This window comes from Vitiosangium sp. GDMCC 1.1324 (assembly GCF_003044305.1).
In the GTDB taxonomy this organism is placed as follows: domain Bacteria; phylum Myxococcota; class Myxococcia; order Myxococcales; family Myxococcaceae; genus Archangium.
On record NZ_PZOX01000034.1, the window covers coordinates 84,025 to 107,771 of the forward strand.

General features: G+C 68.1%; 20 protein-coding genes. 3 read left to right on the top strand and 17 right to left on the bottom strand.

From position 1 onward, the window contains the following. The first annotated feature begins 82 nt into the window (after positions 1-82). Positions 83-892: an alpha/beta fold hydrolase gene (locus DAT35_RS53675; protein ID WP_233262244.1), complete on the top strand. Its 810-nt coding sequence runs from the start codon at positions 83-85 to the stop codon at positions 890-892. Between the two features lie 13 nt (positions 893-905). Here DAT35_RS53675 and DAT35_RS53680 read toward each other — a convergent pair whose 3' ends face one another. Continuing rightward, positions 906-3,353 carry a PAS domain S-box protein gene (locus DAT35_RS53680; protein ID WP_108077251.1) on the bottom strand — a complete coding sequence of 816 codons (2,448 nt, stop codon included), beginning with the start codon at positions 3,351-3,353 and terminating at the stop codon, positions 906-908. A 199-nt stretch (positions 3,354-3,552) separates the two neighbouring features. Between DAT35_RS53680 and DAT35_RS53685 the strand changes: the two genes are divergently transcribed. Next, positions 3,553-5,232, top strand: coding sequence for an RluA family pseudouridine synthase (locus DAT35_RS53685; RefSeq protein ID WP_108077252.1), 1,680 nt, complete (start codon positions 3,553-3,555; stop codon positions 5,230-5,232). Positions 5,233-5,251: 19 nt separating this feature from the next. Here DAT35_RS53685 and DAT35_RS53690 read toward each other — a convergent pair whose 3' ends face one another. The 4 genes from DAT35_RS53690 to DAT35_RS53705 form a co-directional block, all read right to left on the bottom strand. Continuing rightward, positions 5,252-6,094 (bottom strand): 2OG-Fe(II) oxygenase family protein, encoded by an 843-nt coding sequence (locus tag DAT35_RS53690; RefSeq protein WP_108077253.1) that lies wholly within the window; start codon positions 6,092-6,094, stop codon positions 5,252-5,254. A gap of 241 nt (positions 6,095-6,335) precedes the next feature. Continuing rightward, positions 6,336-7,547, bottom strand: coding sequence for a GNAT family N-acetyltransferase (locus DAT35_RS53695; protein WP_108077254.1), 1,212 nt, complete (start codon positions 7,545-7,547; stop codon positions 6,336-6,338). 37 nt (positions 7,548-7,584) lie between these two features. Continuing rightward, a complete protein-coding gene (locus tag DAT35_RS53700) occupies positions 7,585-8,760 on the bottom strand; it encodes a DegT/DnrJ/EryC1/StrS family aminotransferase (protein ID WP_108077255.1) in 1,176 nt (391 codons plus the stop codon). Then, positions 8,748-9,866 (bottom strand): GNAT family N-acetyltransferase, encoded by a 1,119-nt coding sequence (locus DAT35_RS53705; protein WP_108077256.1) that lies wholly within the window; start codon positions 9,864-9,866, stop codon positions 8,748-8,750. Before DAT35_RS53705 ends, DAT35_RS53700 begins: the two co-directional genes overlap by 13 nt. Before the next feature lie 246 nt (positions 9,867-10,112). Between DAT35_RS53705 and DAT35_RS53710 the strand changes: the two genes are divergently transcribed. Then, positions 10,113-11,519 (top strand): NAD(P)/FAD-dependent oxidoreductase, encoded by a 1,407-nt coding sequence (locus tag DAT35_RS53710; protein ID WP_108077257.1) that lies wholly within the window; start codon positions 10,113-10,115, stop codon positions 11,517-11,519. A gap of 68 nt (positions 11,520-11,587) precedes the next feature. Here the strand turns inward: DAT35_RS53710 and DAT35_RS53715 are convergent, their stop codons facing one another. The 12 genes from DAT35_RS53715 to DAT35_RS53770 all read right to left on the bottom strand — a co-directional run bounded on the left by DAT35_RS53715 (position 11,588) and on the right by DAT35_RS53770 (position 23,741). After that, a complete protein-coding gene (locus DAT35_RS53715) occupies positions 11,588-12,169 on the bottom strand; it encodes a hypothetical protein (RefSeq protein ID WP_146210255.1) in 582 nt (193 codons plus the stop codon). A gap of 164 nt (positions 12,170-12,333) precedes the next feature. Further along, a complete protein-coding gene (locus tag DAT35_RS53720; protein ID WP_158502293.1) occupies positions 12,334-12,762 on the bottom strand; it encodes an SMI1/KNR4 family protein in 429 nt (142 codons plus the stop codon). Between the two features lie 58 nt (positions 12,763-12,820). After that, positions 12,821-13,654, bottom strand: a complete 834-nt coding sequence (locus DAT35_RS53725; protein ID WP_108077260.1) for an HNH endonuclease — start codon at positions 13,652-13,654, stop codon at positions 12,821-12,823. A gap of 21 nt (positions 13,655-13,675) precedes the next feature. Further along, positions 13,676-14,080, bottom strand: coding sequence for a hypothetical protein (locus tag DAT35_RS53730; RefSeq protein WP_108077261.1), 405 nt, complete (start codon positions 14,078-14,080; stop codon positions 13,676-13,678). Positions 14,081-14,104: 24 nt separating this feature from the next. Then, complete coding sequence (locus tag DAT35_RS53735; protein WP_158502295.1) at positions 14,105-14,596, bottom strand: DUF4123 domain-containing protein; 492 nt, start codon at positions 14,594-14,596, stop codon at positions 14,105-14,107. Between the two features lie 26 nt (positions 14,597-14,622). Next, positions 14,623-16,944: a type VI secretion system Vgr family protein gene (locus DAT35_RS53740; RefSeq protein WP_108077263.1), complete on the bottom strand. Its 2,322-nt coding sequence runs from the start codon at positions 16,942-16,944 to the stop codon at positions 14,623-14,625. Between the two features lie 140 nt (positions 16,945-17,084). Then, entirely contained in the window at positions 17,085-18,164 is a 1,080-nt protein-coding gene (yvcK, locus tag DAT35_RS53745; RefSeq protein ID WP_108077264.1) for a gluconeogenesis factor YvcK family protein, read from the bottom strand. 86 nt (positions 18,165-18,250) lie between these two features. Further along, positions 18,251-19,636 (bottom strand): sugar transferase, encoded by a 1,386-nt coding sequence (locus DAT35_RS53750; RefSeq protein WP_108077265.1) that lies wholly within the window; start codon positions 19,634-19,636, stop codon positions 18,251-18,253. 94 nt (positions 19,637-19,730) lie between these two features. Next, positions 19,731-20,468 carry a CpsD/CapB family tyrosine-protein kinase gene (locus tag DAT35_RS53755; protein ID WP_108077292.1) on the bottom strand — a complete coding sequence of 246 codons (738 nt, stop codon included), beginning with the start codon at positions 20,466-20,468 and terminating at the stop codon, positions 19,731-19,733. A 40-nt stretch (positions 20,469-20,508) separates the two neighbouring features. Next, positions 20,509-21,918, bottom strand: a complete 1,410-nt coding sequence (locus DAT35_RS53760) for a GumC family protein (RefSeq protein WP_369946591.1) — start codon at positions 21,916-21,918, stop codon at positions 20,509-20,511. Positions 21,919-21,956: 38 nt separating this feature from the next. After that, positions 21,957-23,111: a hypothetical protein gene (locus tag DAT35_RS53765; RefSeq protein ID WP_233262245.1), complete on the bottom strand. Its 1,155-nt coding sequence runs from the start codon at positions 23,109-23,111 to the stop codon at positions 21,957-21,959. A 51-nt stretch (positions 23,112-23,162) separates the two neighbouring features. Beyond that, positions 23,163-23,741, bottom strand: coding sequence for a polysaccharide biosynthesis/export family protein (locus DAT35_RS53770; protein WP_108077268.1), 579 nt, complete (start codon positions 23,739-23,741; stop codon positions 23,163-23,165). Positions 23,742-23,747 lie beyond the last annotated feature (6 nt).

The window sequence follows — 23,747 nt, forward strand, 5'->3', positions numbered from 1 at the left end:
CCTTCCCTACTCTGGGCGCATGACGCTTCAGCTCGTTGCTCCGGATCGCACCCGACACATCGGCCTCGAGGATGGGAGGCGCGTGGGCTGGTCCGAGTGGGGGACCGCTCACGGGACTCCGGTCCTCTTCTGCACCGGCGCGGGCATGACCAGCTCCTTCGGCTTCGGTGCGGGCGCCCTCCGTGAGCTGGGCGTGCGGCTGCTCTGCATCGATCGCCCGGGGCTCGGCGGGTCGGCACCGGACCCGGGCAAGAGCTTCGAGAGCTACGCCCGGGATGTCCAAGCCGTACTGCGCTCCGAGGGCATCGCACCTCCCCCCGTCGTCGGATTCTCCCAGGGTGCTCCCTTCGCCGTCGCCCTTGCCGGTGCGAACGTCGTCTCGGCCGTTGCCATCGTTTCCGGTCAGGATGAGCTCGCATACCCACCGACGAAGCAACTGCTTCCTCCGGAGGTCGCCGGCATGGTCGCGGCGATCGAGGCGGATCGGCCGGGCTTCGAAGCATCGTTCGCCTCACGCGTGGACGCGGAGGGGCTGTGGGCGCTCATCATCGGCATGAGCGCGCCAACGGATCGGGCCCTCTACAACGAGCCCGCGTTCGCCGCCGCATACCGGCAATCCCTCGCTGAAGGATTCGCGCAGGGACCCGGCGGCTATGTCCGTGACCTCACCCTGGCCATGAGCCGATGGCCGACGCAGCCCGAGTCCATCACCGTGCCCGTGAGCCTCTGGTACGGAAAGCTCGACACGAGCCCCGTCCATTCCCCGGACTTCGGGGCGACCCTGCGCTCGCGCTTCCCGAACGCCACCTTGCACGTCCTGCCGGATGAAGGCGGCTCGCTCCTGTGGACCCGGAGCCGTGAAATCCTCCACGAGCTGCTACGGGCGGGCTAAAGTAGGCGCGCGATCACTCTTCTTGCAACGGCAATGACTGGCCTGGCGGAGCTCGATCAGGTTTCGTGTGGGAGCGTCTCGGCAGGCGCACGGTGAAGGTGGTGCCATCCTCCACGGTGGAGTGCACCTCGACGGTGCCGCCATGCCCGAGGATGATCTGCCGAGAAATGTAGAGACCCAGCCCGAGGCTGCCCCGTCTCTCGCTGGGTTCCGTCCCACGCCGGTAGGGCTCGAAGAGGTTTGGCAACAACTCCGGAGGAATGGGAGGCCCGTCGTTGTGGACCTCCAGCACAACGTCAGACGGCCCGCCACGGATGGAGACGCGCACGGGCAGGTCCGCCTGTCCATGCTGGAGGGCGTTGCCCACCAGGTTGGTGACGACCTGGGCCAGCCGGCCCTCATCCCATTGACCCCAGCCATCACCGCTGGCCTGGAACTCGATGCGCCGCTCGGGCCAGGCCAGTTGCACCTCCTCCACCACTCGCCGCACATGCTCGTGGAGGTCCAGGGGCCTGGGATGGATGGGAATGCCTCCCACACGGGCCTGGGTGAAATCGAGCAGCTCGCGAATCATCCGGCTGGCCCGGTCCGCCGCCGCGAAGATGCGGCTGACGGCCTTCGTGGTCCGTGAGCTCACATCCTCGCGTTTCAGCAGGGCGGTGGCCGCCAGGGTGATGGCGTTGAGAGGGTTGCGCAGATCATGGCTGACCATGGCGACCACGTCCTCGCGCACCCGGATGGCCTCCTGCGCCTGCTGGTACAGGCGCGCGTTGTCGATGGCCACGGCCGCGCGATCGGCCATTCCCCGGGCCACCTCCAAATCCACCGCCATGGTCGCGGCCCGGGAGTGGTTCCAGACGAAGTTGAGCAGACCGAGCTTGCGGCCCCGAGCCACCAGGGGCACGCAGATGACGGATTTCGCGCGGAGGTCCTCCAGGAACACCCGGTGCGCCTCGCTCTGGGCAACGGAGTCCATCCAGGCGGGGGTGACCTCCGGCACCACCAGGGCCTCTCCTCGCTCCAGGGCGCGAGCCAGGGGGCTGTCGGTTCCCAACCGGGGCGGGAACGCCATTCCCCGGTCGACGATGGACTGCCGCGACGGATCTCGAGCCGCCGCCGACAAGCGCTGCACCTGCCCGTCCTCGCTCAACAGGTCCACCGAGCAAGCGTCCGCCACGCGCCGCGCCCCCAGTGCGACGATGATCTTGAGGGTGGTGGGGAGATCCAACGACTGGGACAGCAGCGTGCCCGCCTCGACGAAGAGCGCCTGTATCTCCTCGGCGCGTTTGCGCTCGGTGATGTCCCGGAGGGTCCCGGTGAAGAAGCGGCCCTGGAGCAGGGTGCTCTCGCTGACCTGGAGCTCCATGGGGAAGACACTCGTGTCCTTGCGCCGGCCCAGCACCTCGCGTTTGGTGCCGCCCCCCGCGAGCACGCCGAGGCAAGGGCCGCCGGGAGTGGAGTCCTGCGCCTCGCTCCCCTGGGCCTCGGGAATGAGAAGACCGAGGTTGCGGCCGAGCAACTCCTCGGAGGTGTAGCCGAAGAGGTGGACCACGGCTGGATTGACGCTCAGGAGGGTGCCGCATGCGTCGGTGGTCAGGATGCCATCCGCCACGGTTCCCAGGATGGCCTGGAGGCGCTCGCTGGTTTCGCGCAGCACCGCCTCGGACCGCTTCTGGTCCGTGATGTCCGTGGAGATGCCGCCGCTGGCCGGGGCCAGGTTCTCGGAGCCCGGAAGGGGGAACTTCATCGTCAGGAACGTGCGCGAACCCGAGGGGAGCTCGACCGTCTGCTCGAACCTGAAGGAGCGGCCCGCCAACGCCTTGATGTCGTCGGCCCGAAGGACGTCGGCCTGCCGCGGGGAGATCAGGACACGGTCGTCCTGTCCCAGCACCTCGTCACGGGTATGGCCCATCAGTTCCTGGAGGTAGCGGTTGCTGATGATGTACCGGCCCTCGGCGTCCTTGGCGAAGATGGCGACAGGCGCATTGTCCAGCAGCGCCTGGAGCCGCTCCTCGTTGAGCCGATGCGCCTCGTCACGCCGGTGGATGAACTCGACCACCGCCTCGGCGGTGCTGTCCGCGATGAAGGAGGTCAGTGCGCGGAGCTCGGGAAGGGAGACAGGCACGCCCGACTCCTGTACCACGTCGAGGATGGCCTCGCGCAGGATGCGGTACTCGTGCAACAGCGCCTGCACGTCAGAGCCGATGTGGAAGCACACCCGTCCGAACGCCCGGCCCGCGTCGCTCTCGCCGTGCGCCTCGCTGGCGCGGAGCTCCGCCTGATGGCGCAGCAGTTCCACGGCCTCGCGGAGGAAGACGTCGACGTGGTGCTCCAACTCATTCTTCGCCAGGTGATCTGCGGCAAGCCCCTCGCTCAACCGCTGGGACCAGCGGAAGATGATCTCCGCCCACCTGGCCTCCAGCACGTCCGCCAACGTGGCGGGCAGGGCCTCGGTGTCCATGGGGCGACCTCCTGTCTCACTGCGCGTGCCATGGCCCTCCCTGGAATGTTTGTTCCCCGGCCGCTCCACGCAGGAAGCATTGTGGCTTCCGCGTGACGGGATGGCCGCATACACGAGGAGGAAGCACGAGCCCTCGCGGCCGTTCGCCAGCCGCCGGACCGTAGCGCACAAGCCCGCGTTTTCGTGCTACCGGAGAGCCGTGGACACGTGGATCACCCCCTTCGAGCCACAGCCGGACCCGCGTGACGTCACCGGGGCCTTTCCGAGCCCCTTCGACGAGCTCGGTCCCCACGCGCTGGCACGCCGGGCCGCGGAGGCGGTGCAGGCAGAGCTCCGGGCCGGATTCATCGCCCCGGGGGTTCCGGCCGCGATGCTCAACGGTCCGGAGGGCGGCAAGATGTTCGGCGTGCTCGCCGTCCAGGAGCCCGGTGGGCGCATCGGGTTCCTCCGAGCCTTCTCCGGCATGCTCGGGGGACGATGGGAGCTCCCCGGCTTCGTCCCGCCGATCTTCGACCACGAGACACGCGCCCAGGTGGAGCCCGAGGGAGAAGCGACGGTAAAGGCACTGCTCGCCCGCGCCGAGGAGCTCCGAACCTCGCCGGAGCTCGTCACGCTCTGGACCACCCACGAGGCCATGGAGGCCCGCCACACAGGAGAACGCGCGGCGCTGCGCGCCCGGCATGAAGAGAGGAAGCGGCGGCGCCACTCCCGGCGGGCCGAGCTCTCGGCGTCGGACGCGCTCACGGAAACCGGGAAGAGAGAGGCGATTCACGCGCTCGACCAGGAGAGCCGGGGCGACAAGGCGGAGCTGCGCCGGTTGGAGGCGGCCCAGGAGGAGGAGCTGCGGGCGCTCGTGCCAAGGCTGGCACGGCTCGAGCGGCGTCTCCGGGCACTCGAGCGCCTGCGGAGGATCGTCTCCCGCGCGCTCATGAAGCGGATTCACGACTCCTACCGGGTCCCGAACGCGCGGGCCGAGCGCCGGCTCCTGCGGACCCTGTTCTCCTCGGGTGAACCTCCCTCGGGCGCCGCCGACTGCGCGGGGCCCAAGCTCCTCGCCCATGCCTTCACGCACGGGTTGCATCCCCTGGCGCTCGCCGAGTTCTGGTGGGGTGCTCCCCCCTCCTCGGGAGGACGCGCCGCCGGCGTGTTCTACGCCGCCTGCAAGGACAAGTGCGGACCCCTCCTCCCCTTCATGCTCGAGGGTCTTCAGGTCACCTCCCCGAGAGCCTTCTCGCCACCGGCCACCGTGGCCGGGGACCTGGCCATCGTCTTCGAGGACACCTGGGTCGTCGTCGTCGAGAAGCCCCAGGGCCTGCTCTCGGTGCCCGGGAAGGACGCCTCGGTGACGGACTCGGTGCTCGCCCGGCTGCGCGCCCGCTACCCGCACGCGACGGGTCCGCTCCTCGTGCACCGGCTCGACCTGGACACGTCGGGGCTGCTCGTCGCGGCACTCGACTCGCGGACGCACGCCGCCCTGCAGCGGCAGTTCGCCCACCGCGAGGTGCAGAAGCGCTACGTGGCCTGGGTCGAGGGCCACGTCCAGGGCGAGCGGGGAACCATCGACTTCCCGATGCGCGTCGATCTCCACGACCGGCCCCGGCAGATCCACGACCCGGTGCATGGGAAGCCCGCCGTCACCGGGTGGCAGGTGCTCGAGCGGAGCGGAGGGCGCACCCGCGTGGCCCTCTTCCCCCACACCGGGAGGACGCACCAACTGCGCGTCCATGCGGCGCATCCCCTCGGCCTCGGCGCGCCCATCGTCGGAGACCGCCTCTACGGACACGAGGACGTCCGCCTGATGCTGCACGCGGAGTCCCTCTCGTTCCTGCACCCGGAGACGGGCCGGCTCGTCACCTTCGAACGGCCAGCGCCCTTCTGAGCCGAGGGGAGGCTCCCGCCTAGTTCTTCACGCCCAGCTCGCGCAGACGCTCGTCCAGGTAGGAGAGCGCCGTGTGGCGCTCGGACAGCACCACCTCGTCGCGCGGGTGCAGGAACAGGGGGAGCGACACGCGCGACTTGAAGCGCCCTTCGCCCGTCGGGTTGACCACCCGGTGGGTCGTCGACGGGTAGTAGCCGCCGGAGGCCTCCTGCAGCATGTCGCCGGTGTTGATGACCAGCGTGCCGAAGTCGCACGGCACGTCGTGCCAGTTGCCCACGCTGTCCTTCACCTGGAGCCCCGGCTCATTGGCCGCGGGCAGCACCGTCAGCAGGTTGATGTCCTCGTGGGCCGCCGCGCGGATGGCGCCCGCCGGCTCGTCGCCCGTGAGGGGCGGATAGCGCAGCACGCGCAACAGCGTCTTCGTGCTGTCGGCGATCATGTTGGACAGCGGCATGGAGAAGCGCGCCTTCACCTGGGCCGGCGTGTTGGCGTCCACCCAGGAGAGCAGCTCGCGGGCGACGTCATTGGCGATGGCGTAGTAGCGGCGCGCGGTGTCGCTCACCTCCGCCGGGTAGCGCCCGAGCGGGTAGATGTGGAAGTACTCCTTGATGTCCTTGAGCTTGTGGCCCTTGGCCGTCTCGGAGATCGCCGTGGAGAAGAAACCATCCTGCGTCTCGCGGCTGAAGGCGTAGCGGTGCTTGGCCTCGGTATCGAAGAAGGCCAGCCACTCGCTGTAGATCGACTCCACCAGCGACTGGGGAATCGGGTGATTCTTCAGGACGCCGAAGCCGGTGGTGCGCAGCGATTCGGTGAATCGGGCGGGGGCCTCGGGGTCGCGGTAATCCACTACCAGTACGTTCATCGTGAGTCCTTTGCGGTCCCGATGCCTGGGGGGGCGAAACGGGACGACGTGGCCCATCGTAGACGCAACTCCCCGTCCCGGTCAGCCAATCCGTCGGCGGCCTGCCCGGCAGCCGGACGATCGCCCCCGCCCCCCCGAGCATCCCGGACACCCGGGTGGAACGCTCCACCCCCGAGTGCCCTGGGATGGCCAGCTCACGGCCCTCGACGCACAGCGGCACGAGGGCTGAAAAGGCAGTTCATCAACCGCGAACCGCGGAGAGCCGGCGCCGGAACCGGCGGACGCGCTCGACCAGGTCTCGCGGCAGCACGCGTTTGGCGGCCTCGCGCACCTGCCGCAGCGACTCCTCGCGGCGCACGAGCCACTCCCCTCCCCCGCCCGGCGCGAGCACCCGTATCGCCACGGTGCGCCGCTGCTGCGTGGTCCAGTCGGACTTGTAGGACTCGGTGCCTCGCAGGAAGTCGTACTCGGTGAGCCCGGCCTCGATGGCGTCGCGGAATGTCTCCCCCACCAGCACCAGCCCCACGCTGCGGTTGCGCCAGGCCGGGTCATAGCCAGACTGGAAATAGATGAACGAGTCCCGGTGGAGGATGCCGTACACCGAGGCCACCGCCTGGCCTCCCACCTTCATCGTGTAGAGGCGCAACCGTCCCCGCTCCGCGAGCAGTTGCGTGGCATCGCGGTGGAAGGACTCGACGCCCCGGCCGCGGATGCCCTGCGAGCCCCCGTCCAACTCCCAGCGCATCGCGTGCAGCCGGAAGAAGTCCGTCAGCGGCCCCGGCAACGCTCCCGGCGCCTCCGTCTTCTCGATGCGGTAGCCCTCCTGCTTCTCCAGCCACCGCTTGCGGCGCAGGTAGTTGTCTCGCCGGCTCGTGCGCCTCAGGAAGTCGTCGAAGGACTCGCCCTTCGGGAGCGGCTCGTACGGGCACACGTACCGCGTCGTCATCCACAGGTCCGCCCGGTGCTTCTCGAAGGTCTCCCGCAGCACCCGCACCGTCACCGAGTCCTCGCGCAGGTCCTTCAGGTCCAGCACGTCCCACTGGTCCCTCAGCTCCCACAGGGCCCTGGCGAAGGTGCGTGCCACCTCCTCCTCGAGGCCCCGCCGGGCGACCACGTCCAGGTAGTCGCTGCCCACGTGCGTCTCGCCCAGGAAGGCCAGCCGCCGGATGGGCCTGCCGAGCACCCAGTGGAGCTCGAAGCCCAGCGGCATCAGCCCCACCAGTGCCCCGCTCCGATCCTTCGCCTGCAGCACGAAGGGCTTCCGGTCCCCGCCAATGCGTCTGCACCACGGGTACAGCCACTCCCAGGTGTTGAACGGGCCCGCGTTGCTCCCGTCGAGCAGTGCGTCCCAGGCGCTCCTCAGTCCCGCCAGCTGGGACAGCTCCCGCACAGTGCCCACCTCCAGCCACCGCGCGGGGCTCGGAGTGGGTGACAGTTCCGTTTCGTGGATCACGGTGTCGACCTCGTGTCTCGAAAGTCCCTCACCCCGCTCAGCCCGCGTGCTTGCGGCTGCGGCGGTCCTGCGTCAGCGCGCCCCTCACCACCGTGGCCACCTCCGCCATCACCTCCGGCGTCAGGTCCTGGTGGCAGGGAATCTCCACGATGCTCCGCCGCAGCTGCGCCACCTCGGGGAAGGCCGACGCGTCGCACGCGGGGTGGAAGTGACGCCAGAAGTCGATGGCCTCGATGCCCTTCGCGTGCAGCCTCGCCAGCACCTCCGCCTTGTCCTCCACCACCAGCGGGTAGAAGAGCGGGCACACCCCCGCGGGAAGCTGGTTGAACAGCGGCGTGGACACGTCCCTCAGCCGCCCCAGCAGGAAGAAGTAGTTGCGCCGCCGCCGCTCGACGACCGCCTCCAGGTCCTGCGCCTGGGCAATCCGCTTGGCGAACGGGCTCATCCCCAGGTCCACGTGCCGCCGATCGAAGTGCTGCGTGCCCGTGGCCACCCGCTCGATGTCCGCCGCCTTCACCGCCCCCTTGCCGAGGCTCCGGATGAGGCCGCGCACCCCGCGTCCGAAGGCGCCCCCGCGCAACTCCAGGTTCTGCAGCAGCGAGGACACCGTATGGCTCAGCGTGGACGCGAACGGAGGACGGGGTGGCTCGGGCAGGCTGTACGAGCGAGGGCCGTTGACGGTGAGCGCCCCGCCGTGCGGCAGCGGCAGCGTCTTGTAGAGGCAGAAGATGCCAATGTCCCCCGTCGTCCCCAGCGGCACCGAGCCGTCCGCGCTCAGCAGCGACAGCGCGCAGTCCTCGATGAGCGGCAGGCCGCGCTTGTCCGCCAGGCGGCGCAGCTCCTCGGTGGGGCTGGGGAAGCCCGCGTAGTGGATGAGGTAGAGCGCCTTCGTCTTCGGCCCGATGCGCCGCTCCACGTCCTCCACGTCCACGTCCCAGCGGCTGCCCACCCGGTAGAAGCGCGGCGTGGCCCCGGCATCCGCCACCGCCTCCACCTCCACGCCGTGGTGGTAGGCCGGCATCAGCACCTCGCCCCTGTCCAGCCCCAGCATCTTCACCGTCAGCCACACGGCGTTGCGGGCGAAGTAGAACCAACGCACGTTGGGCGCGCTGAAGGGCATGAAGCCGCTCGGCTCGCGCCGGCCGAACAGCATGCCCGGCCACAGCGTGGGCAGGGCGGGAACGTACAGCCGAGCACTCTTCACCGCTTCCATCGCGCCACCACCTCCCTGGCCATGGGGGCCCAGCGGAACTTCGCCGCGCACAGCGCGCGGCCCCATGACGTGTCGTTGAAGACGTAGAGCCAGGTGTGGCGGCGCACCTTGTCCGTCCAGTCGCGCTTCCACACCATGTCCGGCCCGAGGAAGTCGAACTCGCGCAGGCCCCGCGACATGCAGTCGCGCAGCACGTCCTCCATGAGGAGCTGGCCCGGGCTGCAGTCCCCCAGAGACTCGTCGTAGCCGGGCTTGAGCAGGAAGTAGCGCCCGCCGTACTCCAGCGCGTACTGGAAGCCCACCGCGCGCCCGTCCAGCCGCAGGTAGTACAGCGCCAGCCGGCCCGCGTATGCCGCCGTGCGCGCCAGCTCCGAATAGAAGCCCCGCGTGCGCGCGTCCTGCGCCATGGCCGTGCCCTTCCGGCCCTTCCACCCGCTCGCCTCCAGCGCGAAGCCCTCCTCCAGCTTCGCCTCCAGCTCGAGCCCGCCCTCCACGCGCTCCACCGTGACGCGGCCCTTCTCCTCCAGCTTGCGGCGCCGCCGGCGGCAGTTCGCCTTGAACTTGGACTGCAGCGTCTGCTGGTACGCCTCCCAGGAGCCCGGCAGCGGGATGTAGGGCGACTGCAGCGACTCCCACGTCCCCACCGACAGTCCCGCCGCCTTCGCGGCCTCATACAGCGTCCAGCCGGCACCGCCTTCCGGGACGTCCCGGAGCAGCAGCACATCCCAGCTCCTGTCCGCACGCAGGTGCTCCAGGAATGCCGCCGAGGCGGCTTGGGGCTCGCGCGCCACCAGGTCGAAACGGCACGAGTGCGGGTTGGCCGCCGCGCACAGCTGCCGCACCGGCACCCCGTACATCGGCACCCGCCCGGCCATCAGCGGCAGGACCGCGGTGAGGCGCCCCTCCCCGTCTCGTAGCGTCAACGTCCGCGGCCGCGACTCCGGGGCGAAGTTGTCCATCCACACCCGGAAGAACTCATGGCGATAGAACGGCACATCGGCCGTGGATTCCACGAGCGCGTTCCACTCCGGCTCGAGCGCCATGAAGGCGTTGCGATCCGTCACCTCGACGACGTCCGGCGCGGGGGCGAGCTGTCTGGCTTCCATGGGGTGTGTCCGGCTCCTGACGGCGCGGGGCCTCCGGGCTCCCACGTGCGCCGCAAGGTGGTAACGGCCCCTTCCGCCAACAACCCGCGCCCGTCATTTCGCCCGGCCGAACAACCGAGCGGACAGGCCCGGTCCGTTGATTGTCTGCCATTGGAAACACCGGCGTCGGGTACACCGCGAGTCGCATGATTCGACGACTCGCAGTACGTCGCCTACTCTCCACTTTTCCTTTCGAGCCGAGGTCTCATGAGCACACCGAACTCCCTCCCCCCCTCGCCCACCGGCAGGGATGCCATCGTCTACGGCGGCAGCATGGCCGGGTTGATCACCGCGGGCGTCCTGTCCCGCCACTTCGAGCGCGTCACCCTGGTGGAGCGCGACACGTTCGAGCAGGGCGCGCGCTCACGCAAGGGCGTCCCCCAGGCCCAGCATGTCCATGCCCTCCTCACGCGCGGCATGAACATCCTCGAGGGCACCTTCCCCGGCTTCCGCGAGGAGCTGAAGGCCGCCGGGTCGCAGTTCCTGGACATGTCCGGGGACCATGCCTGGTACATGGCCGGCCTGTGGCGCTCGCGGAGCTCCAGTGGGATCAACATGTACGCCCAGAGCCGTTCCCTGCTGGAGGCCACGGTCCGCAAGTGCCTGATGGCGCGGCCGAACGTGCGCGTGCTCGATGGCCGTGAGGTCACCGGCTACAAGGCGAGCGCGGACCATTCGCGCATCACCGGCATCCAGCTCCGCGCCCCCGGCGGCGGGCAGGAGGAGACGCTCGAGGGCGAGCTCGTGGTGGACACCAGCGGCCGGGGCTCACGCACGCCCCAGTGGCTGGAGGCGCTGGGCTACCCCCGCGTGGAGGAGACGCGCATCCACGTCGACGTGGGGTATGCCAGCCGCCTCTACCGGCGGCCCGCGGGCTTCGAGCCGGGGTGGAGGGCCCTGACGATCGCGCCGGATCTCCCCAGGACGAAGCGGTTCGGCACCGTCGTCCCCATCGAGGACAACCAGTGGCTGGTGTCCATTGGCGGCTGGCTGGGCGACTACCCGAGCGCGGACGAAGCCAGCTTCCTCGAGTTCGCCCGGGGGCTGAGCCAGCCCCACATCCACGAGGCGCTGCGGAACGCCGAACCGCTCGGGCCGGTCACCCTCTACCGCTTCTCACACAACCAGCGCCGCCACTACGAGCGCATGCCGCGCTTCCCCGAGGGGCTGGTGCTGGCCGGTGATGCGTTCTGCTCGTTCAACCCCATCTACGGCCAGGGCATGACCACGGGCGGGCTCCAGGCCGAGACGCTGGGCGAGTGCCTGCGCCAGGGCCTGGGTGGACTGGCCCAGCGCTACCGCCAGCGGGTGGGCCAGCTGCTCGAGGTACCCTGGCTGCTCGCGACGAGCGGAGACCTGCGCTTCCCCGAGGTGGAGGGCAAGCGTCCGCCTGCCTTCGGCCTGATGAACTGGTACGGCGACAAGTTCCAGCAGCTCGCGGGCTACGACGACAAGGCCCTGCGGCTGTTCGTGCGGATGATGCACATGCTCGAGTCACCCGCGGCCATGTTCTCTCCGAGCATCGCGCTGAAGGTGCTCACCTCGAGCCCCAGCCCCGACGTGTTGAGCCGGAGGCCCGAGGCCCTGGCCGCCCAGCGCATCCACGGGGCCTGAGGCCCGGAGCGGCCTACCGCCCGCTGCGCGCCAGCATCAGCGCAGCGGGCATGCCGCCCTCCCGAGTCCTACAGGAACCGGAACGAGCCGTCGAAGCCATCGGGACGCATCCAGTCGAACAGGCAGGGATCCGTCTGGGCAAGAAAGGGGTTCAACTCGATCAGGCGCACGGCCAGTCCCCCTCCTCTTTCGAGACCGTCAACGAAGACATCAAATACGGCATCCTCGAGATGAGACGCAGCGGAGAACCGTGGAAAGAACGAACGGATGGCCGAGTGGATCGCATCCGCGTTCCGCGCGATCTCAGGACGGGGGCCTGACTGCTTGCAGTCGTATTGCGAAATACCCATCAACCTCCGCTGCTTCATGAAGCAGCGGAACTCCGCCCAGGCAGGGATGTCGAGCCATGGACGGACGACGAGATGCGGCATGTACCCATGGCGCAGCGCGAGCCGGAGGTCGAACGCCACGCGTTCCGACCCCTCGATCAGCAACCGCACCGCAGCCTCCGCGGTCTCGACCCTCAGGCCATTCTTCCGCGCGTAGGCGGAATCCTTGCCACTGCGCGAGCCGAGGCGGACGAAAGCCCCTCCCGGGAAGCAGCGAAGAGCCTCGTCCAACCGCCACAAGAGCGGCTCGAGCGGTGGCATTGCATCCGAGCTCAGCCGCCCTTCCCGGTTCCAGAGCCGAGCCTCGAGAGCTCGGGCCTGTTCACCCTCGAGTGGGAGGATGATCTGCGGAATGGTGAGCCCATACAGGGCCTCCGCCCAGTTCTCGATGTAGGTGGGAGAGACCCTGTCCAGATAGGCCCTGCTCACACCTTGCCCAGGGACTTGAGGAATTCGTCGAAGCTGTCGGCCACGTGGTAGAGCATCTCCGGCTCCGTCGGCGTGCCGTCATCCGTCTCGAGCTCACTCGTCCAAAAGAACACCTTGCCGCGCAGCGGCCCTCGTATTCCGAGGAGAATCAAGTCTCCACCGGGATCCCTCGCGATCGACACGGTGTCAGCCGGAATGCGTCCCTGAAACATCTTGAAGAACCTCAAGATGTTTTCGTGCGGGCCATCGTGAATGGCAAGAAACCAGGCGACGATGCCCTCCTGCGGATCCTCACCTTCACGTTGGAAGAGAAACTCAGGAGGTCTTGGCGATCCGCCATTGTGCTCTAAAAAGAATCTCTTGTATTGCTCCGGCAGCTCGACGCCGATAATCCGCTCGAAGTCCGCAATCCGCTCCTTCGTCACGGGCGGCTCGGAATCAACAAACTCCAAACTCATAATGGTCCTTGCTGCTATGTGCGCGTCAGTATCCAGGACTTCTAACAACCGAGGAACCACCCTCATGGGGAACATTCTTGTTGATGTCGAATGGCACCAACTCCATAGTGACACCATCCTCCTTGTGGTGCCAAGTATAACCCTTGGGTGACTCTGAGCCTGGGAATCCCGCGGCGGCGTTTGCACTTCTGAAATCCGCAGAATTCTTCCCGACCATGTCGATTTCGACAGTCTTGACGGCATAGGGCGAGAAATCAGGATAACCTTCCTTGAAGGCAATAGGTTTTCCTCCGGTCGCTTCTAGAATAGCCTTGCCCCTTTCTGTGTTCGGATCTGGGAGCCAGTCAGAGTTGCCCGGCTCGCCACTCCATTTCCCATCCCGAGGAAGACGGGTCCCGTACTTTCCAGCTGCCGCATCCTCGTCCGGGCAGGTCTGGCACTTCTTCTTCTTGACTGCGGCCTCGGCCGCCTCCTTCTTCCGTTTTGCCCGTTCGATGGCGGCTGCGGCCCTCCGGTCAGCGTAGATTTTCCTGATGGAGGCCGCGGATGACTCGATTCCTTTCTTCAGGTCCGCGATCCTCCCGGCGAGGCGAGCTCCCTTGGCCGTCTTGCCCAACGCATCTCCCACATAGGGGACGACGGAGATCAGCGAGAGACCCGCGCCAACCCAATCACCCCGGGCCACGCTCATGCCCGCGCCGATCACATCGGAGATGGGGGTTGGATCCACGATGCCAGCCACGTCCACCGCTGCCTGGGCGAGATCCGACTTCAATACTGTGTTGAGCTCAGCCAGCTTGGACTGCTCGGCCTGGAGGGCCGTGGAGGTCGCACCACTGGATTGTAGGGATGCACCCATATGAGCTCCATCTCCCCTGCGTCACGGACTCGAGTTCTTGAGCTCGGGGTACCAGGCGCCTGAATCGTAATTGAGATCAGCCTCCTCCCAGGCCTTGGGGGGAACCTTCTTGAAGAGCGCCGACATCCGCTCATCCACGGGGATGCTCGGATCGCGCAGCACCTTGCGGATGGCCGGATGCTCATCGAAGTTGGGCGCAATCTCGAACATGATGGAGACGAAGGCCGTCAGATCCTCGGGCCTGCGCAAATCATGCCCGCGAGCACGGACAAGCCCACTGGCGACCAGACTCCGAAGCGACTCGTCCGGGAAGCCCTCCACCAGCTCCGGGCTCTCCTCCCGGATGTGATGGGCGACGAAGTCAATGAAGGCACTCTCGTCATGCAACAAGAAATCATCAAATTGCTTCTTGGAGATACGCAGCACCTCGAACCTGCCTTTCTATTTTCTTCACGCTGGCATCATCGACCGGGGGAAAGTGGAGATGCCGCCCTCTTTCGACTCCATCCAGAAGCATTCGGTTTCACCAAAGAACTCACGCCATTGCTGTGGCGAACAGCCCGGTAGGAAGGCCCGAAGCACCCTGGGGTCGTAGAATCTGAAATAGAGTTGCTCCCTCGTCTCCTCCGACTCCACGAGCAGGAATCGCCGCAGGTGCCGGCGCACATCCGTGAAGGGCAGCCGGCAGGAGAGATAGACGCCCCAGCTCTGGCCCCACCCATCGTTCACCAGTCGCTCGAGGGTCATGGAGTCCTTGGATACCGCGAGCAGGTAGGGAGCGACTCTGGAGAGCTTTTCGGCTTCAGGCCCCTCATAGAGCGACTGGTACTTGTCCTGAGTCCCCTGGAGAAGCTTCAACACCCGCCCGGACCTCGCGGCATCGAGCACCGCGAAGAGCGGGGCCCGCTGTGCGCGCAGGAGCTCCAGAAGCTCTCGCCTCATGGCAGGTCCATCTTTCAAGGGGAGGCTCATTTCTTCTCCGCGCACTTCTTGCAGAACGGTTTTCCGTCCGCGGCTGCGGCCTTGAGAGCCCGCTCCTGAGCGGACGGCGGCGAGCCCGAGGCTTCCAGCTTCACCTTGCTTCCCTTGACCTTGATGTCAGTCCCATCAATGGTGAACGATTTCGCGAAGAACTGGACGTTGCCTGACTTTTCGGCGGACAGGATCAGCGTGTCATTGACGATGAGCTTGAACTTGTCGGCCCTCAATTCGAAGGTCTTGGCAAAACATGCGACAGTGTCCTTCACGTCCATGCGGGACTTCGCTCCAACGGAGGAGTCGAAGTTCTTGCCATGGCTCATGGCCACCTGTCCCTTCACCTGGGACCGCCAGTCGCCGCCGACTTTGGATTGCTTGTCCTTGGAGATGATCTCCTGGCGGCTGCCAGCCACCACCTCGGTATGGATCGCCCCGACTTCAACCGACTTGATTCCACCCACAGCCTCGCTGAGGGCCAGGGCCACGTTGATGGAATAGCCGGCGCCAATGGTGAGCGCCTTGGCCGCGCCCACGGATTCCGAAGCAGCCATGGCAATGGTGCTGGTGAAGGTCCTGGCCACCGTGAGGGACTGGTTCTCAGCCACGGACTCCGAGTGGCTGCCCTTCGTGTTCGTCGTGCGATTTCCGCGCACCTGGAGCGACTGGTTGCCCTCCACCAGGCTGACGTCATCGAGCGCGACCTCGAGCCGCTGGTTGCCCTCCACCGTCCGGGAGCGGTCCTTCTTCACCAGCAGTGCCTCGTATCCTCGCACCTCCTGGTCCTTGTCGTTCTCGGTGACGAGGTCCTCGTCCTTCTGCCCGTGGACGAAGAGCTCCTCTCCGCCCGCGGCATCCTCGATGCGCGACTCGTTGAAGCCCTCGCTGCCCGGACTGGAGGCGCTCTTGAGAGTGGACTTCGTCTTGTCGTCCGGCAGCGCATAGGGCGTCGGGTTGCTTCCGTTGTACACGGTGCCCGCGATCAGCGGCCTGTCCGGGTTGCCCTCCAGGAAGCGCACCACCACCTCCTGCCCGATTCGTGGCACGTACAGCGCGCCCCAGGCCGGGCCGCCCCATGTCTGGCTCACGCGAACCCAACACGAGGCCTTGTCGTCCCGCTGGCCCTCCCTATCCCAGTGGAACTGCACCTTGATGCGCCCGTGCTCGTCCGTGTGGATTTCCTCGCCCCCCGGCCCCACCACCGTCGCCGTCTGCAGACCGGCGAGGCGCGGCACGGGTGTCGTCCGTCTCGGCCGGAAGGGCACGCTGGACGGCATGCACTTGAAGCTGTTGCGGTACAGGTTGCCCAATGCCTCGCGGATGCCCGGCGTTTCCGGCTGCTGGCCCCGGTGCACCACCTCCACCACCACGTACTCCCCGGCATGCGTGCCTTCGTCCTCCACCTCGAAGCGATAGCCCGGCGTCAGCCTCGGGCACACGCCCTCTCCCTCCAGCGTGCGCGCCGCCTGCACCGCCTCCTCCAGCCGCACCTTCGCCGCGCCCTTGCCCACCGCCTGCGCCACGTACTCGCCCGGGTAGTCGTACACCTCCAGCGAGTCCTGTCCGTTGCTCGAGTCCTGCGTCTTGCCTGACACGTCCAGCGAGGGCTTCTCGAAGTCGTAGTCCTTCAGATGCACCTTGCCTGGCCTCAACCGGTGCACCCGCCGCAGCGAGGAGAGGTACTCCTGATCCTCGGTCAGGCCCGCGTTCTCCCGGAGTGGCAGCTTCGCCCCACCCGGCAGCGCCTCGTGCACATTGGGCTTGTCACCCACCACCAGCACGTGCCCGTCCTCCGTGTGCTCGAAGAAATAGAAGAGGCCCTCCCACTCCATCAACCGGCTCACGAAGGCGAAGTCAGTCTCCCGGTACTGCGTGCAGTACTCACGCGCCTGATAGCTGTCGCTCAGTGACAGCTTCACCTCCACGCCCCCCTCCTCCAGCACCGCTTTCACTATCTGCGGCACCGTCTTGCCCTGGAAGATGCGGCTGCGCTTCACCTGCGTGAGCCACCACGCCCTGGGCACCACCCAGACCCGGTAGCGCCAACGCCCGCCCTGCTGGCCCAGCGCCTCCAGCGCGCGCACCCGCCCGTGGACCTGCCGTGTCTTGTCTCCGGGCAGCCGCACCGTCAGCAACACCTCGGTGTCCAGCAACCCCTCGGACTCCAGCGGCGCGTCTTCCAACGGGTGGAAGTCCACTTGGAACTCGTAAAGGCGGCTCAGCCCCTCCCGTCCCAAGAAGCCGCTGACAACCCATGCCTCCGGCGCCTGCGAGGCGATTCGCAGCGAAAAGGCAGGTGTGACGGGCGCTCCCATGGATGCCCCCAGTCGGACTGTGCGTCTGGCGGCTCAGGATAGCGAAGCACGAGTGCCTCTCTCGGACATCCTTGGGAGAGTATTTCGGAAAGAGACAGTTTCGAGGAGGAGAAGTCCTCCTCGCCCCTCGAAGGAGTGGCCTACAGCCCGCTGCGTGCCATCTTCAGCAGGCAGCGGGCCACCTTGCGGCTGTCGTGGCGGATCCGCGAGCCCTCCTTGAGGAGGTCCGCCTCCACCGGCACGACGCCCGCGCTGATGAGGGCGCGGCGCTCCACCCGGACGGTGTACGAGCCCTTGAGCGAATAGAGGCGGGAGGACTCCTCGGAAGGCACGGTGCCATTGATCAGCACCGCGTCCAGCACCGGGCCCACGTGGTCGATGACGGCGCGCACGTGGTCCAGGCAGTCCATGCCATCCGTCTCGCCCGGCTGCGTCATCAGGTTGGCCACCAGCACCTTCAGCGCCCGCGTCTCGCACAGCGCCTGGGCCACCCCCTCCACCAGCAGGTTGGGCATCAGGCTCGAGTACAGCGAGCCCGGCCCGATGGCGATGAGGTCCGCGGTGTGGATGGCCTCGATGAGTCCGTCCACCGGAGGGGGTGAGCGGGGACTGAGCAGCACCTTGCGGATGCGGCCATGGGCACGGCAGATGGCGCTCTCGCCCACCACCTCCGTGGAGTCCTCCATCTGCGCCACCAACTGCACCGGCGAGGTGGTGCTGGGCAGCACCCGGCCCTTCACCCCCAGCAGCTCCCCGGAGACGCGCACCGCCTCCAGGAAGTCGCCCTTGAGCTCGGCGAGCGCGGCGATCAGCAGGTTGCCCACCGCATGGCCGGCCAGCCCCCGCTTCCCGGCGAAGCGGTACTGGAAGACCTCGCTCAGCGGGCTGGTGCTCTTCCCCCCCGCCAGGGCCACCAGGCAGTTGCGCACGTCCCCGGGAGGCAGCACCCCGCGCGTGCGCCGCAGCCGGCCGGAGCTGCCCCCGTCATCGCTCATCGCCACCACGGCGGTGATGTCGAGGCCCGGCTCCCCGAGCTTCGGATCCGCGCGCCGGGCCAGGCCGCGCAGCACCATGGGGAGCCCTGTCCCGCCTCCCATGGCCACGATGCGCGTCGGCCGGACCTCGAGCGATCGCAACAGCTCGTTGCGCTGGGCCCTCCGGCGTTTCCCGTGCGAATCCTCGTCCCACGCCTCGTCGAGAGGCACATCCGTCTCGAGCATGTCCCATCCCCTCCAACGCCACCCCACCCCCACCGCCGGGCCCTCCCGGCGGCGTCACTACTCGAGCCCCACGGACCCGTCCCGGCCTACCGCGCGCCCCGCGCCAGCAGCACGTGCCGCACGGTGTGGAAGATGATGCCCATGTCCAGGAACAGGGAACCGTTCTTCACGTAGTACAGGTCGAACTCCAGCTTGTTGCGCGCGTCCTCCACCGACGCCCCATACGGGTAGCGGATCTGCGCCCAGCCGGTGAGGCCGGGCTTCACCGCCTCGCGCAACCCGTAGAAGGGGATCTGCTGTTTGAGCTGCTCGACGAAGACGGGGCGCTCCGGCCGGGGCCCCACGAAGCTCATGTCCCCCATCAGCACGTTGAAGACCTGGGGAATCTCGTCCATGCGCGTCTTGCGGATGAAGCGGCCCACCCGGGTGACGCGATCGTCGTTCGTCCGCGCCCACACCGCCCCGTCCTTCTCCGCGTCCGTGCGCATGCTGCGGAACTTCCACAGCCAGTATGTCTTCCCATTCAGCCCCACGCGCTCCTGCCGGTAGAAGATGGGCCCCTTCGAGTCCAGCTTGATGGCCAGCACCACCAGCAGCAGGAAGGGCGCGGCGCACAGCAGCAGCGCCGAGGCCACGAGGATGTCGAAGACGCGCTTGGTCCACCCCCGCGAGCGAGACACCGTCAGCTCGTCCGCGAAGACGAAGTCACTGGTGCGCAGGTGCGCCACCGGAATCCGGCGCAGCACGCGCTCGCAGAAGCCCGAGGCCTCGTACACCCGGCGTCCGGCCAGGCGGCAGCGCAGCAACGCGTCCATCCAGTTCGCCCCGCGCATGTCATCCGCGGCCTGCACCACGAACCCGGCTCCGAGCCGCTCGGCCAGCACGTCCACCGGCTCGGGAGGGGAACCATCGGCCCTCGGCACCCGGGGATCCACCAGCGCGACCACCTGGAAGCTGTCCTCGCCCCCCTGCTCGATGGACTTGGCCACCGCATGCGCCTTGAGCCCATCCCCCACGATGAGGACCCGGCTGGGGCCTCCCACCACCGCGCGCAGCGAGGAGCGCACCAGCAGCGTCCCCACCAGGGCGCCCACGGCCCCGCCCAGCAGCGCCCCGGGCGGCAACCGGATGGGCAGCACCGCCGGAGCCACCAACATCAACACCCCGACGAAGGCCGTCGTCACCCCCGCCGCCTTGAGAAGCCGAGCGCCCCGGCCCCGGTCCTCCGCCGCCACCCTCAAGTCATACAGGTCCATCAGGTAGAGCGAGAACTGGAACGTCGGGACGAAGGTGCCCCCCAAGAGCAGCAGTGCTGGCATCGACTGCGCCAGCGGCAGATGGGTATTCGCCGGCGCCAGCATCCGCGCGCAGCCCACCGCGCCCAGCAGACACGCCAGGGCGATCGCGGCGCCCTCGATGATGAAGAGCGTCAGCTTCCTGGATGAAAAGTAATGATGAAAAACCCGAAGCACGTCTCTCTCCCTCCGACCGCCTCTCCGCGCCCTCGTGCCGCCACCGCACCCGGCCACGCGCCTCCTCTCGCGAGGCCGGGTTGCTACCGCCCCCCTACTTCCGGACGTAGTTCTTCAGGTAGGGGGTGTCGCTCATCTCCGCCCCGTTGAGCACGCAGCCCAGGACGGGGGCTCCTCCCAGCTGCTCCACGGCCTGGTTGACCGCCCGGGCCGGGGTGACGCTGGCGCGCACCACCATGAGCAGACCGTCCGTCTGGTGTCCCAGGATGGCCGAGTCCGCGAAGGGCAACGTGGGCGGCAAGTCCAGGTAGACCTCGTCGAAGTGCTCGCGCACCACCTTGAGGAACTGCTTCATCCGCCCGCTGGCCAGGGCCTGGGTGGGCTCCTCGGGCGTGGCCCCCGCGGTGATGACGGCCATGCGCGTGGCATGGAAGCGGCGCACCAGGTCGCGCACCTCGCACTCCCCGCCCAGCAGCTCCGCCAGGCCCGGCCGGCCCTTGATGCCGAGCACCTCCGCCACCTGACCCCGGCGCAGATCCGCGTCGATGAGGAGGATGCGCCTGTCCATGTTCGCCCGGGCCGCCGCCAGGGCCAGGTTCACCGTGGTCACCGTCTTGCCCTCGCCGGGCAGCGCCGAGGTGACCCCCACCACCTTGAGCGGACGCAGCTCGCGCATCCGCTCCAGGCGGTAGTAGAGACTGCGGTACTGCTCCGCCGCACTCGAGGCCGGTGCCGTCAGCGACACCACCCTCCTGTCCACCGCGTTCGGCGAGCCCGCGGCGTCATCCACGCGAGGAAGGAAGTTCCCCGCCCGTTCCATCGTCTGATCCATCTTGCTCCTCCCGGATTCCGCGTTGTGCACCCGAAGTCTCCTAGTTCAGCGGCGATTCCGATGACGACGGTGACGCCACTCCATTGCGGCCAGCCGTGGTGGGCATCAGCACCCGCTTCTCCGCCTTGCCTTGCATGTTCGGGACCACCGCCAGCACGGGGAGAGGCAGGCGCTCGCGCAGCTCCTGGGTGTTGCGGATGCTGTCATCGCGCATCTCCAGCACCACACCGGTGAGCGCGCCCAGGCCCAGGGAGAGCAGGAAGGCGATGAGCAGGCCGCTCATGCGATCCGGCCTCGCCGCCGCCACCGGCACCCCGGCCGGGGACACGGTGTGGAAGAGGCTCTCCGCGCTCTTCACCTCGAGATCCTGAGCCAGCTCCGCCTCCACCCGGCGGGACACCACGCTCTGGTACTTGGTGCGGGCAATCTCATAGTCACGCTGCAGCACCCCCAGCTCGTGGGCCCACTTCGGGGTGCGATCCAGCCGCTCCTGGTAGCTCGTGGCCTGCTGGTGCAGACCGTCGATCTCCTTCTGGATGGAGACGATGAGGTCGGCCACGCGGGCACGCTCCTGGCGCTCGGCCCACTGGCGGCCCTCGGCGTCCTTGCGCTTCTCCCTCATGGCGGTGAGCTCCTGGTTGAGGCGCTTCACCTCGGGGTGATCCGCCGTCCACGAGGAGCGGGCGGCCACCAGGTCCTGGGTGAGGGTGTGCTCGGCGGCCTCGAGCCGGCCGGCCTCGCTGTCCGCGGTGTTGCGAGCCCGTGCCAGCTCCGAGCGGCGAGCCTCGGCCACGCGCAGCTCCTCGGACTTCGTCTGCAGCAGCGCCCCCACGCGCTCCAGCCCGCGCATGTTCATCTCCAGCTGCTCGGGCAGCTCGCCAATGTGGTCCACCTTGAACTGGGCGATCTTCCGCTCCCACTCGGTGACGCTCTTGGAGAGCGAGGTGACCTCGTCCTCGAAGAGCTTCGTGGCGCGCACCGCCTGCTCCTGGCGGGTCTTGAGCGCCTGCTCGGCGAAGAGCTGCGGCAGCCGGTTGGCCACCTGGGCCGCCACGTTCGGATCCGTATGCGCGTACGTCAGCTCGAAGGCGCTCTCCCCTTCCACGCGCACGGTGATGTCCTTGCGCATGCGATTGACGGCGGCCTCCATGCCCCGCTCGGAGACGATGTCCGGATAGAGGTTCATCTCCTCGATGGCCTTCTGGAGGACGGGGCGCGCCATCAACTCCTGGCGCACGGTGAGCAGGCGCTGTTCCACCAGCTCGCTCACGGTGCGCTGCACCATCTCCTCCGTCGGGCGCTGCGGCTGCACCCGCATCACCGCCGTCGCTTCGTACACGCTCTGCTGGCTCAACACGATGGCGGCGCCCACCGCGAAAGCTCCCAGCACGATGGCTCCGACCAGCACCTTCCGGCGCCACAGTGCCTTCAGCACCTGGTCTGCCGTCATCCCACGCTCCATGTGCTCTCCTCCTCCATCCATGTGTCTCACCAGGCCGTCATGTGCAGGCGGATCGCCGCCACATTCCGGGTCAGATTCACTCCGGCCGCGGTCTCCCCCATCCCCACCTGTGCGATGCGATCCACGGCCGCCTGCATCGACACATTCCGACTCACCTTGAACTCGAGCCCCGCGCCCAGCGCGTAGCCCTGGGCCACCTGCGGGTTGCTCCCCCAGGTGAAGAGGCCATCCCCTGGAGCGCGCCCGTTGCGGAAGAAGCTGGCGACGCCATAGAGCAACACCCGGTGGCTGAAGTGACGGTTGACCACCAGGCCCGCGAAGTCCGCCCACAGCGCGTTGGTGAAGCCACTGGCGCCCACCAGGTCATGTCCCGCCACCAGGCCCAGATCGAAATGCACGGCCTCGTGCAGCAGCTCCAGCCGCACCCGGGGAATCACTCCCGAGGTGCCTCCCTCGCCCTGGAAGGCCACCGGGCCGCCGTGCAGCGTGAAGGTGGTCTGCCGCGTCAGCCGGTAGCGCAGGGCCGCGAAGACGCCGTGCGCCTGCTCGAAGTTCTCCCCGAACAGGAAGCCCTGGTAGCGATACTCCAGCCCCAGGGACAACCGCCGCGAGGTGCGCAGCCAGGCCTCCACGAAGGGGGTGTGGACGAAGCCCGCGGCCCGTCCGCCCACCGAGAACACCCTCACCCCCTCGAAGCCATAGCCCGCGCCCACGTCCACCCGCCGGGTCGCCCGCCCCGTGACGTATACCCGGCTCTGGCCAAAGAGGACGGGCTCGGCGGAGCGCGCCACGCTCTCCCGCGGCAGCGAGGAGGGATCCGTCACCCGGTAGATGCTCCCGGACACCTCCACCCGCAGGCGGCGCGACAGCAGCTTGCGCACCGACGCCCCCGCCCGGTGATCCAACGACATCGAGCCGCTGCCGTGCCGCACGAGGAAGTCCGCCGCGTAGAAGCTCTCCAGCGTCAGCGTCTCGTCCTTCACGTCCAGCCCGAGCCGCGGCGTCAGCTTCGTCATCAACTGCCCGCCGGCCTGGCCGTCGGGGTGCAGCCGGAAATCATCGTCGTAGCGCTCCTCGAGCGAGAGCCGGGCCCGCGGCTCCACCTGCGTGGCCGCGAGCACCGCCGGAGACGTCCCCACGACCGCCGCCGCCAACACTCTCTTCCATGATGCATGTCTCACGGCACCCTCCATCCCCAACCCAGACCCGCGTCCCCAGGCGCCCACTGCCCACTACGGCACGACGATGGTGTCCCCCGGCCGGAGCATCAGCGGCTCGTTCTTCTCCGGCGCGCCCACCAGATCGCTGTAGCTCACGGGAATGGTGCTCCCGTCCGTCCCCGAGCGGCGCAGCACGACGATGCCGTCTCTATCCGCGAAGTCGGTGAAGCCGCCCGCAAGGGCAATGGCCTGAAGGATGGACACCCGGCCGCGCAGCGGGTAGGCGCCGGGGTGGGCCACCTCGCCGGTGATGAAGACGCGGCTGCTGTTCACCTCGCGCACCACCACCGTCACCCGAGGCTCCTGCACATACGGCTTGAGCGCCTCGCGGATCTCATCGGACAGCTCGACGGGCGTCCGGCCCTCTGCCCGCACCTCGCCCACCATGGGCAGCGAGATGAAACCATCCGGCCGCACCGGCAACGTGCGCGACAGGTCCGCGTCGCGCCACACCGCCACATCCAGGACGTCCTCCCGGCCGATCCGGTACGGCTGGTCCGAATTGTCCACCCGCGCCGTGGCCTGGTGGGCGCATCCCGACAGGAGGAGCAAACCCAGCACCACCCACCCACTCGCGCTCGTCTTTCCCATCGCTCG

What these genes read in the sequence shown, in the direction of transcription:
- DAT35_RS53680 (WP_108077251.1), bottom strand. Translation starts at nt 3,353, where the DNA reads ATGGACACCGAGGCCCTGCCCGCCACGTTGGCGGACGTGCTGGAGGCC.
- DAT35_RS53690 (WP_108077253.1), bottom strand. Translation starts at nt 6,094, where the DNA reads ATGAACGTACTGGTAGTGGATTACCGCGACCCCGAGGCCCCCGCCCGA.
- DAT35_RS53700 (WP_108077255.1), bottom strand. Translation starts at nt 8,760, where the DNA reads ATGGAAGCGGTGAAGAGTGCTCGGCTGTACGTTCCCGCCCTGCCCACG.
- DAT35_RS53705 (WP_108077256.1), bottom strand. Translation starts at nt 9,866, where the DNA reads ATGGAAGCCAGACAGCTCGCCCCCGCGCCGGACGTCGTCGAGGTGACG.
- DAT35_RS53710 (WP_108077257.1), top strand. Translation starts at nt 10,113, where the DNA reads ATGAGCACACCGAACTCCCTCCCCCCCTCGCCCACCGGCAGGGATGCC.
- DAT35_RS53715 (WP_146210255.1), bottom strand. Translation starts at nt 12,169, where the DNA reads ATGCCACCGCTCGAGCCGCTCTTGTGGCGGTTGGACGAGGCTCTTCGC.
- DAT35_RS53725 (WP_108077260.1), bottom strand. Translation starts at nt 13,654, where the DNA reads ATGGGTGCATCCCTACAATCCAGTGGTGCGACCTCCACGGCCCTCCAG.
- DAT35_RS53735 (WP_158502295.1), bottom strand. Translation starts at nt 14,596, where the DNA reads ATGAGGCGAGAGCTTCTGGAGCTCCTGCGCGCACAGCGGGCCCCGCTC.
- DAT35_RS53740 (WP_108077263.1), bottom strand. Translation starts at nt 16,944, where the DNA reads ATGGGAGCGCCCGTCACACCTGCCTTTTCGCTGCGAATCGCCTCGCAG.
- yvcK (WP_108077264.1), bottom strand. Translation starts at nt 18,164, where the DNA reads ATGCTCGAGACGGATGTGCCTCTCGACGAGGCGTGGGACGAGGATTCG.
- DAT35_RS53755 (WP_108077292.1), bottom strand. Translation starts at nt 20,468, where the DNA reads ATGGATCAGACGATGGAACGGGCGGGGAACTTCCTTCCTCGCGTGGAT.
- DAT35_RS53760 (WP_369946591.1), bottom strand. Translation starts at nt 21,918, where the DNA reads ATGACGGCAGACCAGGTGCTGAAGGCACTGTGGCGCCGGAAGGTGCTG.
- DAT35_RS53770 (WP_108077268.1), bottom strand. Translation starts at nt 23,741, where the DNA reads ATGGGAAAGACGAGCGCGAGTGGGTGGGTGGTGCTGGGTTTGCTCCTC.